This is a genomic window from Ectopseudomonas oleovorans (assembly GCF_029845265.1).
Lineage (GTDB): Bacteria > Pseudomonadota > Gammaproteobacteria > Pseudomonadales > Pseudomonadaceae > Aquipseudomonas > Aquipseudomonas oleovorans.
The window spans coordinates 38,427-51,852 of the sequence record NZ_JAOCLK010000014.1 but is presented as its reverse complement, the minus strand read 5'-3'; the positions used below and the strand labels follow the sequence as shown (position 1 = coordinate 51,852).

Here is a 13,426-nt window from a genome sequence, read left to right as displayed (position 1 = left end):
GTGGAGTTGATGGCGCACAGAATATCCAATGCACTCGATTAAAAAACAGCAAAACACCGGCAATTAATATCAAATAAATATCTACTTGGCCGTCAGACGCTGCCTTTACGGTTCGAGCAGATAGCGCTCACGGTCATAAGCAAGGTAGTACTTATTCACCGCATTCACATAACTCACCACGCCCATGCCCATCTGCTCCATGGCCACACGTTCGACCTGGAAGAACCACTGATTGGGATTGAGGCCACGCCTGCGAGCCTCGGCGCGCAGGCTCTGCACCCGCTGCGGCCCCAGGTTGTAGCCAGCCAGGACGAAGGCCATGCGCTCGCGCTCGTTGAGCTGCGGGCTGTTGAAGAAGTTGCGGCGGATCATCGCCAGGTACTTGCTGCTGGCCTGGACGTTACCGTCGAGGTTCTGAATGTTGCTCACCCCGACGCTACGCGCTGCCGCCGGGGTGATCTGCATCAGCCCGGTCGCGCCGCTGGCGCCGCGCGCCGATGGGTTCAACGTCGACTCCTTGAATGCTAGCGCAGCCAGCATCAGCCAATCGAAACCCTGCTGCTCGGCATGCTGCTGCAGCACCGGGCGCACCTTCTCCAGACGCTGTCGTTCAGTGCGCCCCAGCGGCGAATGCACCTTGTATAAGCGGCGATAGACACGTTGGAACGCCGCATCCTGGTCGGCCGGGCTCTGATAGCTACTGAAGAAACGGTCGATACTGGCTCGTAGCATCGGCGCATCGGGGCGCATGAACCATTTCATGTCGCCATCACGTGCCAGGACCAGATGCTTGTCGACGCGCAACTTGGGCATCACCTTGGCCCAACGTTCGGCGATCGGCAGCTCCACCGCAGTACGCTCGAAGATGCCGGCCTGGACCATTTCCAGTACATCTTCGACGGCCAGGCTGGGGTCGACCCACTCGACCACGATGGGCGGCAGTTTGCGCTCAGCCAGTTGCTGGTTGATCAACCGTAGCGCGTCACCCACGGCGCTACCCGCTGGCAATGAAAGACTACGCCCGGCCAGCTGTTCGAGGCTGCGGTAATGCCGGTTACCCTGCTTCGACACCAGCACCAGCGGTACTCCGCGGCGAATCGCCGTACTGGCACTGACATCATGCCCGGTGCGCACATTGAGCAGTTCGCCGGGCGCAACCAGATCGCCCTCGCCGCGCTGCAATGCGCCAAGCAACTGATCCTTGGCTTTGGGGATGATCTTCAGTCTGAGGCTGCGACCATCTCGGGCATTGCGGTTGAGGTACTGCTCGAACGCCCGTAGGCGGTGATATTCGACGCCAATGCTCTGGCCCTTGACCGAGCCCGAGCTGTTGCGGCTCTGATTGACCAGCACCCGTAGCTCACCACTGCTGCGAATCGTCGGCAGATCGCGCGCACTGCGGGCCTGACTGCCGACCTCCGGCGGGCCGGCCACGCGCGCACTGACCGACAACGGCAGCGCAGCCAGTAGGCACAGGATCAGCAGCAATCGCGACATCGACTCTCCAGGGAAGGCGGTAGACCGCCGAAGCCTCATCCGGTTGGTGGCTGCTGTACGCCAATACGCGACAGGCGGCTACTGACCGTATACCCGCCAAACAAGCTCCAAGGGCGGCAGGGGCGCGGAGATTGGCACAGCAGAGCGCTGCCGCGCCACCCCACAACCTTGCATCAACCTTAAAAACAGCGACCAACTTATTGTTTTAAATCGACTTCCTGACGAACGGATAGCATCTGCTATTCTGCCCCCTCGCGTTCAACAGGTGGCACCATGCAACTCATCGATATTGCCGTCAATCTCACCCACCCCAGCCTCGCGGTGCAGGCCGAGGCGCTGCTCGAACGCGCCTATGCAGCCGGGGTGTGTCAGTTGGTGCTGACCGGCACCAGTCTGAATGAAAGCGAGGCCAGCCTCGCACTTTGCCGACAGTTGGATAGCAGCGGCCAGCGCCTATTTAGCACCGCCGGGGTCCATCCGCACGACGCCAGCTCGTGGAACGGCGCCAGCAGCGCTACCCTCAAGGCGCTATTGGCGCAACCACCAGTACGCGCCGTGGGTGAATGCGGGCTGGACTTCGATCGCGATTTCTCGCCACGCCCGGCACAGGAAAAAGCCCTGGAAGAACAACTGGCGCTTGCCGTCGAATTGCAGATGCCGGTGTTTCTGCATGAACGCGAAGCCAGCCAGCGCCTGCTGGAAATCCTGCATGACTATCGTGACCGACTGCCAGCGGCCGTGGTGCACTGCTTTACTGGCGAACGCTCTGCACTCTATGCCTATCTCGATCTCGACCTGCATATCGGCATCACCGGCTGGGTCTGCGACGAACGTCGCGGTACGCACCTGCATCCGCTGCTCAAGGATATCCCCGGCGAGCGCCTGATGCTGGAGACCGATGCGCCCTTCCTGTTACCGCGCAGCCTGCGGCCAAAGCCCAAGAGCGGGCGTAACGAGCCTGCCTTTCTCGGCGAGGTGCTGCGCGAGGTGGCGTTGCACCGCGGGCAAAGCGAGGAAACCCTGGCGGCACAGACCACAGCCTGTGCGCGAGCGTTCTTCGATATGCCAGCCATAGTCGAAGACTAAGGCGCCAGAGTATTGATTGGCGTCAAGACCCTGGCTGTGTACCGATGCATACTGCTGGCACTTGGCCAATAGCGAACGCAGCGAGACGGATAACAACAGCATGGGCGCCTGGATCAGCGATCTTTCTCTGAAGTACAAATTCTGGGCGGTCAATGCCGTTGCCTTCGTCATCAGTCTGATGCTGGTGCTGTTCGCCCTGCATACCGAACAGCAGGCACGCAGCGCCGATGCCAAGCAGGCTGCAATCGCGCAGGCGCGCCTGCTCCAGCAGTGGCCGCAGCAGGCGGCACTGCCCAGTTCGAGCAACATCCAGGTGGGCAACGGCAGCCTGCCAGGTGCTCAAGGTGGCCCCGACGCCAGTGGCTGGCAGGCCGTGCAGCATGACGCCCGGTTAGGCGACTCGCCGGTGATCGGCGCGCAGCGCGTCACCCTCAGCGATGGACGCACCCTGGCGGTCATGGCGCGCGCGCCCAGCCTGCTCGACCTGTTCGCCCAGCACGCGCTGACCTATGCCGTCGCAGTTGCCGTGTTGATGCTGTTGCTGCTGGCTGCTTCGCAGCTGTTGATCCGCTTTCTGCTCAGCCATCTCAACACCCTCAAGGACGTGATACTGCAAGCCGAGCGCAGCGGCGACCTGTCCCTGCGCGTCCCTCTGAGCAGCCGTGACGAGGTCGGCCAGATGGCCGCCGCCTTCAACGCCATGCAAGCCGGCTATCAGCGCGTGGTCGGCACCGTCGGCCAGGTGGCTGACGAGCTGAACAGTGGCACCCGCGATATGGCCGAGCGCATGGGGGCGGTGCGTCAGGGCATGCTCAGCCAGCAAAGTGAAACCGATCAGGCTGCCACCGCGATCAACGAGATGTCGGCGACCGTGCAGCATATCGCCGATCACGCTGGTACCACCCGCGATCAGTCGCTCAATGCCGATCAGCTAGCGCGCGCAGGCCAGCAGGTGGTCGAACGGGTCGAGCAATCCATCGCAGCCCTGTCGCAGGGCGTACGCCAAAGCGCCGCCAGCATCGAGCGCCTGGCCGAAGACAGCCAGCACATCAGCCGCGTGGTCGGTGTGATTCACGGCATCGCCGAACAGACCAACCTGCTCGCCCTCAATGCCGCCATCGAGGCCGCCCGCGCCGGTGAAATGGGTCGCGGCTTCGCCGTGGTCGCCGACGAGGTGCGCAACCTGGCCAAGCGCGTGCAGGACTCCACCGACGAAATCACCCAGATGATCGGCAACCTGCAGGGCGGCACCCGCGACGCCGTGGAGTTCATGCGCGAAAGCTCGGAGAACGCCAACCATTGCGTACAACTGGCGCAAGAAGCCGGCGAGTCGCTGGCGGCGATCACCGCCGCCGTGGCGCTGATGCGCGACAGCAATACACAGATCGCCGTGGCCGCCACACAGCAGAGCCAGGTGGCCGAAGAAATGAGCCGCTCGGTGGTGGGCATTCGTGACGTCACCGAACAGACCGTTGGCCAGACCCTCGAATCGGCCGCCACCAGTCAGCAACTCGCCCAACTGGCAGGCGAGCTGAACAAGGCCATCGGCCAGTTGCGCCTGTAGAGGTGGCCCTTTAGGCATAAGCCTATCTGCGCCATAGCCAGGAGCAATTCGCTCTGCATGGGCGGCGATCCTAGACTCGTCTTATCGAGTCGAGGATCGTCCCATGAGCAAACGTCACCCCAACCTGCTGGCCTGGCAATGGCGTCATTACGCCAGCCAGCATCGGCATCCCACCAATCTGCTGCTGCACCTGATCGCCGTGCCACTGTTCCTGCTGTCGCTGATACTGCTGCTGATCGGCCTATGGCATCTGCGGTTCGTGCCGTTGGCACTGGGCAGCATCGGCCTGATCGCCTCCCTGGCGCTGCAAGCTCACGGCCACAGACTGGAGCAACAGCCTGCGGAACCCTTCGCCAGCAAGAGCGATGCGCTGAAGCGCCTGCTGTTGGAGCAGTGCGTGACGTTCCCGCGCTTTCTCTTCAGCGGCGCGTGGTGGCGCGCCTGGCGCCAACGCCGGCGCCACTGAATCAGGCAAATACGGTCACGGTCTGCCGGCTCAAGGCGATCAGCTCACCTGCAGGTGTCCACATCGCCGCCGCTACGTGCCCGTAACCATCGCGGGCATATTCGATGTCCGCGCGATACAGGCACCAGTCTTCGCTGCTGAGAGTGTGTAGCGGCTGAACGAACTCGATGGTCCAGGTCAGCGAGCTGCCCGGCGCCGGGCTTTTCAGATAGGGCAGCAGCGCAGGCGGCCAGGCATCGACCAGTGCCAGCACATGCGCCTCGCTGAGCGCCTGTGGCTCGCGCTCACCACGCAAACGCACCCAGCCGCCCATCTGCCGCGATGGCGTGTTGCTGAAAGGCATACCGCCAATTCCCCAGCGCATGGCCAGAAAGCGCGTGAACTCCGGCGTGACGTTGCGCACGTAGGGCAACTCCTGGCACTGCTCCACCGGCGTGATCTGCGGCGCGGCAAGCGCCTCCACGGCAATCGCCGAAGGGCGCGATGCGCCAAAGCTGCCCTGCACCACGGTCACCACCTGTCCGTCCTGAACCGCGCGTAGGAACATCTGGCTGACCGCCTTGCCCTCGCGCAGCACCTCGGCCTGGAAACTGACAGGAACATCCGGCGCCACCGGCCCGACGAAGGTGATGGCCAGCGAGCGCACCGGTCGGTCCTGCGGCACCTTGGCGCGCATCGCCTCGAACGCCAGAGCCGCCACCAGACCACCGAAACTGGCGCGCCCCTGCCCCCATTCGGCCGGAATCACCACGGCATCGGCATCGCGGCGCACCGCCTCAAGCATTTCGGAAAAGATCATACGCACCTCGGCATTCATCGATGGCGACGATCTTAGGGGATGGTGGCAACTGAACGATAGTCCGCAAGGATGCTTATTCGGTCATATTTGCGGCGAAAATGTCGCCTTATTCCACGCTGGGAAAATCGCCATACAGTGCCAGCAGGGCTCCATCAGCGCGTTGCTCGGCCGCCTGCTGAGCCTGCAGCCAGATTGCCCGGCAAGGGCCCAGCGACGCCAGCGCATCGGCCTGCGCCAGCCACTGCAGGTGGTCATGCCAGTCGCCAAGGGCGCTTTGCGCACGTTTGAGCCTGAGCTGCACCGCCTTGCTCAAACGACTTTGTGCCGGGTAGGTTTCAGCAGCGTAGCGCACGCGTTTGATCAGCAGGCGCAGGCGATGGCGGTCATGCGCCGGATCGCGTAAGGCGCGGGCCAGTTGTCGTTGCTGGCGCCGCAGGCGGCGCCGGATGCGCTTGTCCACATCGTTCAATTGGCCTTGCCTGGCAGCTTCACGCCAATTCGCCGGCCAGCCGTCGAGCAACAGCATCAGGTCGGCCAACTCGCCACTGCTGGCAATGGCAACGTAACCTGCGGCGCGCTGCGCCTCATCGGCAGGCGCCAGATGCACCAGGCCCAGACGAGTCAGCTCGGCCACCAACACCTCACGATCACGCAGCGGCCCACTGAGGCGGCCCAGCACTGCGGCTCCCTGCTCCAGAGCATCCACAGCCGGCAAACCGCGCAGCGGACGCAACAGGCTGCGCAATTGCCGCAGGGCGATGCGCAGGTCGTGCAAGGCCTCGGTGTCAGTGCAGTCAGCCAACCGCGCCTGGCAGGCATACAGCCGCACCTGCAGAGCCAGGACACGCCCCAAACAATGTTCGATGAAATCGCTCATGCTCGATCCTCCCAAACGACGATGCATCAAGCTAACAACCCGGCCCCCACTCAAACAAGTGACCAATGGTCGCTAACGCGACAGGCGCCAGGGTAATGCTCTGCGCAAATCACTCAATGCCTGCCGCAGGGCATCACGCGACGCGGGCCCGCCGGCATAGCGCTGCTGCTCGAAGCATCGGGCAAATGTCTCGATCTGCTCCGCCTGCTCGGGCAACTGCCGCGCCGCGCGCAACGCGAAGGAGCGTGCGCCCTCACCCGCTTCCCGGCGCACGTCATGGCGCGCCAACAGCCGCTCGAACTTGCGAAACGCCTGGCGTTGCGGATCAGGCCGCTGTTGCCAGGGCTTGAGCAACCACAGCGCCAGCAGGCCAATCAGAAGCGCTCCGGTGCCCACCAGAACGAGCGCCAGACGCTGCCAATCGAGGCTGCCGAACCAGTTCTGCAGCAGTTTCAGCTGCTGCTCGCCCTGGTACCCCAGCACCCAGCGCTGCCAGCCGTAATTGAGATTCTCCCAGCTCATGCGCAGCTGATTGAGCCAGGCCAGCTCGCGGTAGCGCAGTGGCGAGAAGGGTTGATCGTCGAGAAAACCATCCTCCTCGGCCAAGGCCTCTTCCAGCCCTTGCTCGATACGCTCCGGTGCTACCTGAAAAGTCGGATCGACGCTGCGCCAGCCACGGCCCGGCTGCCAGTACTCGACCCAGGCATGGGCGTCGAACTGACGGACCTGGATGTAGTTGCCATTGGGATTGAGCTCGCCGCCCTGATAACCGGCCACCACCCGCGCGGGAATACCCGCGGCACGCAGCACGAAGGTCATGGCGCCGGCATAGTGCGCGCAAAAACCACGCCGGGTGTTGAACAGGAAATCGTCGATGCTGTCGCTGCCCAGAGGCTGCGGGCGCAGTGTGTAGACGTAGGGTTCACGGTTAAAATGCTGCAGCACTGCCGCCACTAATGCGTCGCTCTGCGGATACTGCTCCTTCAGTTCAGCCGCCCAGGCGCGACTGCGCGGGTCGCCCTGCTCGGGTAATTGCAGCGCCTGCCGGATACCTGGCGGTTCGGCCTGCGCCTCCCGCATGGCCTCCGGCCAGGAACGCACCTGGTACAGCAGGGGCCGATCCACCGGACGCAGTCTCTGCCAACGGAAGTCGTTCATCATCCGCCCGCTGTCCTGCGCCATCTCGCCGACATCCAGCGCGTACAGCCAGCGCTTACCGCTGGGCTGCATGATGATGCTGTAATCGAGCGGTTCGCCGGCCTTGCTCCACTGCGGCGCGACGGGTACATCAGCGTAACCGGACTGCGACCAGCGCCGGCCATCGAAACGCTCCAGTGTCAGGGCGCGCCAGTACAGTTGTTCGCGCGGCGGCACGTCACCTTCGAAGCTGGCGCGAAAGGCCAAGGCCGGGGAGCGACTGAGTTCGGCGATATCGGCCGGTTCCATGCTGTCCGACAGGCCAGTGACGCCCTTGTCGCTGGGCATTGGCAGTGACCACAACGGCCCCAATCGCGGAAAGAACACGAACAGCAGAAGCATCAGCGGTATCGCTTGCAGGACCAGGCCACCCGCCAGGCGCAGGGGTGGCCAGGGGCGTTCGGCAAAACCACTGTGCTGCAATCCAACCAGGGCAGCCAGCAAGGCAGTGACCGGCAACAGACTGTAGAGCGCTGCGAGGATGCCGTCCTCGAACAGGTAGGCGGTCACCACGCAGAAGAAACCGAGGAAGATCAGTACCAGCGCATCACGTCGCGTGCGCATCTCCAGCAACTTCAGAACGAACGTGGCGATCAGCAGCACCACGGCGGCATCCAGCCCCACCAGTGTGCCGCGCGAAAGCAGGATGCCAGCCACCACCAGCAGCACCAGGCCGCCCTTGGCCCAGCCATTGGGATAGCGCGCACGCATGCGGAAAATCTGCACACGCCAACCGGCAGCACCAAGCCACAGCGCGATCATCCACAGCGGCAGATGCAGCAGATGCGGCAAGATCACCAGCACCTGGGCGACCAGCAACCAGGTCAGAGCGATCCTCGGAATACCCGGCAGGCTGCTCATGCGCGCGCTCCGAACAACGCCAGGGCGCGCAGGCAAGCATCGCGATGCCCCTCACCGTAATCCGGTGCGATCACCTGCCCAGGCAGTTGCAAGCCGAATGCCTGTTGCCGCTCGGTGAACTGCAGCACCCAGTAGCAGAGCAGCGACAAACGCATTTCGCTGTCGCCACCCAGGCTGTCGAAGTCCAGCCACAGGTCGCGGCCGCTGAGCATGGCGAAATCCTTGACCAGCAGGCCCTGGCCACGTGAATAGGCCTTCCAGTCCAGACGCCGTTTCGAATCGCCCGGCTGATACTCGCGCAGGCCCTGGAAATCATCGGCGCCCTGGCCGCGGGCGCGCATGCCCTCTTCCTCCTCCTCTTCGCCCAGGCCCGCCGACAACGGCAGCTCACCCTCCAACGGCCGCGGGTAGACCAGCACCGCCTGATCCAGATCGACCCAGCTCCAGGCCACCAGCAAGCCCAGCGGGAAACGGCTCTCCACCCGTAGACGCTCGGGCCGCAGCCAGCCACGCCGCACGGCTGGCTGGCTCAGATCCACCTCGGTCTGCCCCTGGCGCGGTACGTCGCGCAGCACCAGATCAGACGGTGGCCAGCCCAGCGCCACGGCCTGGCGTTCACGCTCAGGGCTCTCCAGGCGTACGCGAAAACGCGCATGTTCGCCGACGAACACCGCACCACCGCCACCGGCCTTGAGCACCAACCCGGCCAGGTTGCGGTAGGTATGCAGGATGGTGACGACGAACACCGATACCAGCAGGAAGGTCAGGCCATAGGCCAGGCTGTTCTGGTAATTGATGCCCACCAGCAGCATCAGTAGAAGTGCCACGGCAAACACAGCCCCCACCCGGCTGGGCAGAATGAAAATACGCCGCTGATTCAGGCGCACGCTGGCCGCTGGCGGAATACGCCTGGCCAACCAGCGCCGCCAGAGCGGCTTCAGCGCTGCACGCATCAGAGCGCCGGCACTTCGCGCAGCAACCATTGCACCAGACTGCCGCCACCATGACCGGTAGGGTCGGCGCGCTCGCGCAGACGGTGCCCCACCACTGATGGCAGCACCGCTTGCACATCTTCGGGAATCACGTAATCACGTTCGGCCAGCAGCGCCCAGGCCCGCGCTGCAGCCAACAACGCCAGACTGGCACGCGGTGACAAACCCCAGGCGAACTGCGGCTGACTGCGCGTCGCCTCGACCAGGCGCAGCACATAGTCGATCAGCGCATCACTGGCACGCACCTTGGGCACTTGCGCCTGCAGACGGGCCAATTCAGCGTGGTCGAGAATGGATTCCATGCGCGGCAACAGATCGCGCCGGGCATCACCCAGCAGCAACGCCCGTTCCGCAGCCTGCGCCGGGTAACCCAGCGACAGACGCATGAGAAAACGATCGAGTTGGGATTCGGGCAAGGCGAAGGTGCCGCCGCTGCTGACCGGGTTCTGCGTGGCGATGACGAAGAACGGCTCGGGCAGCGGCCGAGTAGCGCCCTCGATGGTCACCTGCCCTTCTTCCATGGCTTCGAGCAGCGCGCTCTGACTCTTCGGCGTGGCGCGGTTGATTTCATCGGCCAGCACCAACTCGGCAAAGATCGGTCCCGGATGAAAGACGAACTGCCCGCTGTCCTTGTCGAACACCGAGGTGCCAAGAATGTCGCCCGGCAACAGGTCGGAGGTGAACTGAATACGCTGGAAACTCAGCCCCAGCACGCGCGCCAGGGCATGGCTGAGAGTGGTCTTGCCCATGCCCGGCAGGTCTTCGATCAGCAGGTGACCACGCGCCAGCAGGCAGGTCAGGGCCAGGCGCACCTGCGCCTCTTTGCCCAGCAATACCTGATTGACCGAGTCGAGACAGGCATCGAGTTTGGTTCGCATCGTTGGCTCCTTATGCAGAACACCGATGCTACTGGGGCGCCGAGGCGTGGCATAGCGCTATGCAAAGTTTGCTCACGAAACTGTGAGGGCAGACGCTATGTCATGCGAAAGTGCCCTGCCATGCCCTGCAGCTCCCGCCCCAGCTCAGCCAACTGGATGCTCGACGCGGCGGTTTCGTCCATGGCCGTGGCTGACTGATCGGCAATATCGCGGATCGAGGTGACGCTGCGGTTGATTTCCTCGGCCACGGCAGTCTGCTGCTCGGCCGCGGCAGCGATCTGCTGATTCATCTCCGAGATCAGGCTCACCGCCTCGGCAATGGCCGCCAGGGCGCCTTCGGTCTGGTTGGCGTCGCCAACCGTGAGATTCACCAGGCTGGCGCTCTGCTCCATGTCCGTCACGGCGCGGCGGCTACCCTCGCGCAAGGCCGCGATCAGCGACTCGATTTCCGCCGTGGATTGCTGAGTGCGTTTTGCCAACGCCCGCACCTCATCGGCGACCACCGCGAAACCACGCCCCTGTTCTCCGGCGCGCGCCGCTTCGATGGCCGCGTTGAGCGCCAGCAGGTTGGTCTGCTCGGCCACGCTCTTGATCACCTCGAGTACGGCATCGATACGCTGAGTGTTCTGGCTCAGGCGCTGAATGCTCTCGGTAGTGGCGTCCATGGCGCGAGCCAATTGCTCGATGCGCTGCAGGGTCTGGCGCACCACCTGGCTACCGGCACCGACACGCTGGTCAGCCTGTTCAGTGGAAGCCGCTGCGGCCTCGGCATTGCGTGCCACCTCGTGCACCGTGGCCGTCATCTGGCTCATGGCGGTGGCGACCTGATCGGTCTCCAGCTTCTGACCATTGACGCCTTGGCGCGTCTGCTCGGCAGTTGTCGAGAGGGTCTGGGCGGAGCTGGAAATCTGCGTCACACCACCCTGCAGGCGGCCGACCATATCGCGCAGGTTGGCGGACATCCCTTGCATGGCAGCCAGCAGCTGCCCGATTTCATCGCGCCGATCCTGTTCGATACGTACGCTGAGGTCGCCACTGGCAATGGATTCGGCGAGGCCGATCACGCGCTTGAGCGGACGCACGATGGCCAGGCTGATCATGATCGCCGCGCCAAGACCGAAAAGCAGCGCCAGGGCCGCTGCCAGGATGATCAGACCGCTGCTGGCCTGACGCTCGGCATGCATGGCCTGGCGTTGCGTGTCCAGGGCCAGCTCGACCCGCTGCAGCAACTGCTCGACCTGAGCGACCAGTTGCCCGTATACCTGTTTTTGTTGCTGCAACTGGGTGGCGTATTCCTTCAGGCGCTCATTGAAGGAGTCGACGTTGACCACCACCTCGCCGAGCACCGCGGCATAACCGGGATCATCCAGCGCATCGCGCAACTCGGCAGCCAGGGCTTGCGCCTCGCCTGCCTGGGCAATTTCCGCCTGCTCACTGCTATCGCTGCGCCGGCTGGCCTCCAGGCGCTGGCGTGCCTGATCCAACGCCTGCAGCAGTAGTTGATGAATCTTGCCGACCTTGCCGGCCTGCAGGACCGAATCACCGCCCTGCTCGCCTTGGGAGCTCTTGAGCAGGTCGACGCCGTCTTCGGTCAGCCCTTCCTGCAGCAGATCCAGGCTGTTGGCCGCGCTGACCACCAGCCAGTCGGCGGCTTGCAAGGACAGCTGCATGTTGTCGGTGAGTTCAACGTAGCGGGCAAAAGCGCTGCGGTAGTCGGCCAGTGCAGGCTCGACCTGCGCCAGAATCGCGGCCGTGTCGCTATCGAGCTCACCTTGCAGTGCCTGCCCGGCCTGCAGAATCGCCTCGGCCTGTTCGGCCAGACGCGCGGCGTGCTGACTATCGCCACTCAGCGCGAACGCCTGCTCGCTCTGACGCATGCGCAGCACCTGCTCACCCAGCGCGCTCATGCGCTGCTGCAGCTCAGCGCCAGCACTGACTTCACGCAACGCCAGCAAACCGGTAACAGCCACCAGAGCGGTCAGAATCAATACCAGAGCAAAACCCAGCATCAACTTGCTGGCCGTGCTCAGACTGGCCAGCCGCTTGCACAATGAGCCACCCATGACATCCCCCTGCCTACTGCAGCTAGCCCAAACAGGCCGTTGAAAAACTACCTGCGTTTTTCAACGGCCTGACAATTCTGGAACATAGGAGCGCAGCGCTACTGGCGACAAGCCAGCAGACAGCAAGATGGCCGGGAGAGTTAACTGGACGTCGTTTTCAGAACGGGTTCAGGGCCGCTGCATCTGGAAAAGATCCCGTGTGCGGCAATAGGCGCTCCCACCGAGGCGACCCACCAGATCGAGTTTGAGCGGGTCGATGCGTCCCTGCTCGTTGAGCACCGCATCATCAATGTGCGCCAGCAACACTTCGGCGAAGATCAGATGACAATTGGGTTGCTGCGCCGGATAGGGCTGGATTTGCGTCACACGGCATTCGAAGGTCACCGGGGCACCGACGACGCGCGGCACGTCGATGCGCGCGCACGGCTGGCTGGCAATGGCGCAGTGGGCAAATTCGCTGACCTCATGCGGCAGGATCGCGGCACAGGCATTCATCGCCTCGGCCTGAGCGAAGCTGACCAATTGAATCGCCAGCTCGCCGCTGGCCTGGGCATTACGCAGACTGTCCTTGAGGCTACCATCGTCGCGGGTGTTGACGTTGACCAGCAAGGTCGGGGGGTTGTCACTGATCACCTGAAAGAAGCTGAACGGCGCCAGATTGGTCACGCCCTCGGCCGAACGGGTGGAGACCCAGGCAATAGGCCGCGGGGTGACACTGGAGGCCAGCCAGCGGTAGGCCTCAAGCGGGCTCAGATCGGCGAAATCGAGTTGCATCAACGCCCCGCTCGCGATTCGCGGATGTAAAAGCGCGCACGCTCGGCCTTGCTGGTGCAGCCTTCGTAGGCTTCGAACTGCTGCTGGGTCTTGGCAGCGGTAAGCAGCGAAAGCGCCTTGGAATAGCTCACCGTACCGGCGAAGCCCTCGGCCTCGGCGATGCTCAGCTCTTTCCAGGCGGCATCCAGTTGATTGGCACAGGTCTCACGGTAAACGGTCTTGCCGGCGCAGCCGGTGAGCACCAGCGCAAGCAGCGGTAAACAGATCCAGTGTTTCATCGACCACACTCCTCGAACGGATATGACTACGTATAACAGGCTGTTGAAAACGTAGGCGAGGCAGCCAGTGCAATACCGATGGCGGCCCCGCAAA

12 protein-coding genes are annotated in these 13,426 nt (G+C 63.6%); 3 read left to right on the top strand and 9 right to left on the bottom strand.

Features of this window, described 5'->3' with window-relative positions:
• Positions 1 to 105 precede the first annotated feature (105 nt).
• The gene (locus tag N5J71_RS09695) at positions 106 to 1,497 is read right to left on the bottom strand and encodes an MltF family protein (RefSeq protein ID WP_084340370.1); all 1,392 of its coding nucleotides are present in this window, start codon (positions 1,495 to 1,497) and stop codon (positions 106 to 108) included.
• 273 nt (positions 1,498 to 1,770) lie between these two features.
• Between N5J71_RS09695 and N5J71_RS09690 the strand changes: the two genes are divergently transcribed.
• From N5J71_RS09690 to N5J71_RS09680, 3 genes are all read left to right on the top strand, one after another.
• On the top strand, positions 1,771 to 2,583 hold the full coding sequence (locus N5J71_RS09690; RefSeq protein WP_279916771.1) for a TatD family hydrolase: 813 nt from the start codon (positions 1,771 to 1,773) through the stop codon (positions 2,581 to 2,583).
• 100 nt (positions 2,584 to 2,683) lie between these two features.
• Entirely contained in the window at positions 2,684 to 4,147 is a 1,464-nt protein-coding gene (locus N5J71_RS09685) for a methyl-accepting chemotaxis protein (protein WP_074857195.1), read from the top strand.
• Positions 4,148 to 4,250: 103 nt separating this feature from the next.
• Positions 4,251 to 4,613, top strand: coding sequence for an Mpo1-like protein (locus N5J71_RS09680; RefSeq protein ID WP_003460511.1), 363 nt, complete (start codon positions 4,251 to 4,253; stop codon positions 4,611 to 4,613).
• Position 4,614: 1 nt separating this feature from the next.
• Here the strand turns inward: N5J71_RS09680 and N5J71_RS09675 are convergent, their stop codons facing one another.
• The 8 genes from N5J71_RS09675 to N5J71_RS09640 all read right to left on the bottom strand — a co-directional run bounded on the left by N5J71_RS09675 (position 4,615) and on the right by N5J71_RS09640 (position 13,332).
• The gene (locus N5J71_RS09675; RefSeq protein WP_279916770.1) at positions 4,615 to 5,412 is read right to left on the bottom strand and encodes an acyl-CoA thioesterase; all 798 of its coding nucleotides are present in this window, start codon (positions 5,410 to 5,412) and stop codon (positions 4,615 to 4,617) included.
• A 106-nt stretch (positions 5,413 to 5,518) separates the two neighbouring features.
• Positions 5,519 to 6,289, bottom strand: coding sequence for a CHAD domain-containing protein (locus tag N5J71_RS09670; protein ID WP_074857198.1), 771 nt, complete (start codon positions 6,287 to 6,289; stop codon positions 5,519 to 5,521).
• 72 nt (positions 6,290 to 6,361) lie between these two features.
• Positions 6,362 to 8,347 (bottom strand): transglutaminase TgpA family protein, encoded by a 1,986-nt coding sequence (locus N5J71_RS09665; RefSeq protein ID WP_279916769.1) that lies wholly within the window; start codon positions 8,345 to 8,347, stop codon positions 6,362 to 6,364.
• Positions 8,344 to 9,300, bottom strand: a complete 957-nt coding sequence (locus tag N5J71_RS09660) for a DUF58 domain-containing protein (protein ID WP_279916768.1) — start codon at positions 9,298 to 9,300, stop codon at positions 8,344 to 8,346. The genes N5J71_RS09665 and N5J71_RS09660 overlap by 4 nt, the downstream gene beginning before the upstream one ends.
• Positions 9,300 to 10,217: an AAA family ATPase gene (locus N5J71_RS09655; protein ID WP_003460516.1), complete on the bottom strand. Its 918-nt coding sequence runs from the start codon at positions 10,215 to 10,217 to the stop codon at positions 9,300 to 9,302. Before N5J71_RS09655 ends, N5J71_RS09660 begins: the two co-directional genes overlap by 1 nt.
• A 95-nt stretch (positions 10,218 to 10,312) precedes the next feature.
• Complete coding sequence (locus tag N5J71_RS09650) at positions 10,313 to 12,280, bottom strand: methyl-accepting chemotaxis protein (protein ID WP_279916767.1); 1,968 nt, start codon at positions 12,278 to 12,280, stop codon at positions 10,313 to 10,315.
• A gap of 168 nt (positions 12,281 to 12,448) precedes the next feature.
• Positions 12,449 to 13,054 (bottom strand): flavin reductase family protein, encoded by a 606-nt coding sequence (locus tag N5J71_RS09645; protein WP_279869910.1) that lies wholly within the window; start codon positions 13,052 to 13,054, stop codon positions 12,449 to 12,451.
• The gene (locus N5J71_RS09640) at positions 13,054 to 13,332 is read right to left on the bottom strand and encodes a hypothetical protein (RefSeq protein WP_003240752.1); all 279 of its coding nucleotides are present in this window, start codon (positions 13,330 to 13,332) and stop codon (positions 13,054 to 13,056) included. The genes N5J71_RS09645 and N5J71_RS09640 overlap by 1 nt, the downstream gene beginning before the upstream one ends.
• Between the last annotated feature and the right edge of the window lie 94 nt (positions 13,333 to 13,426).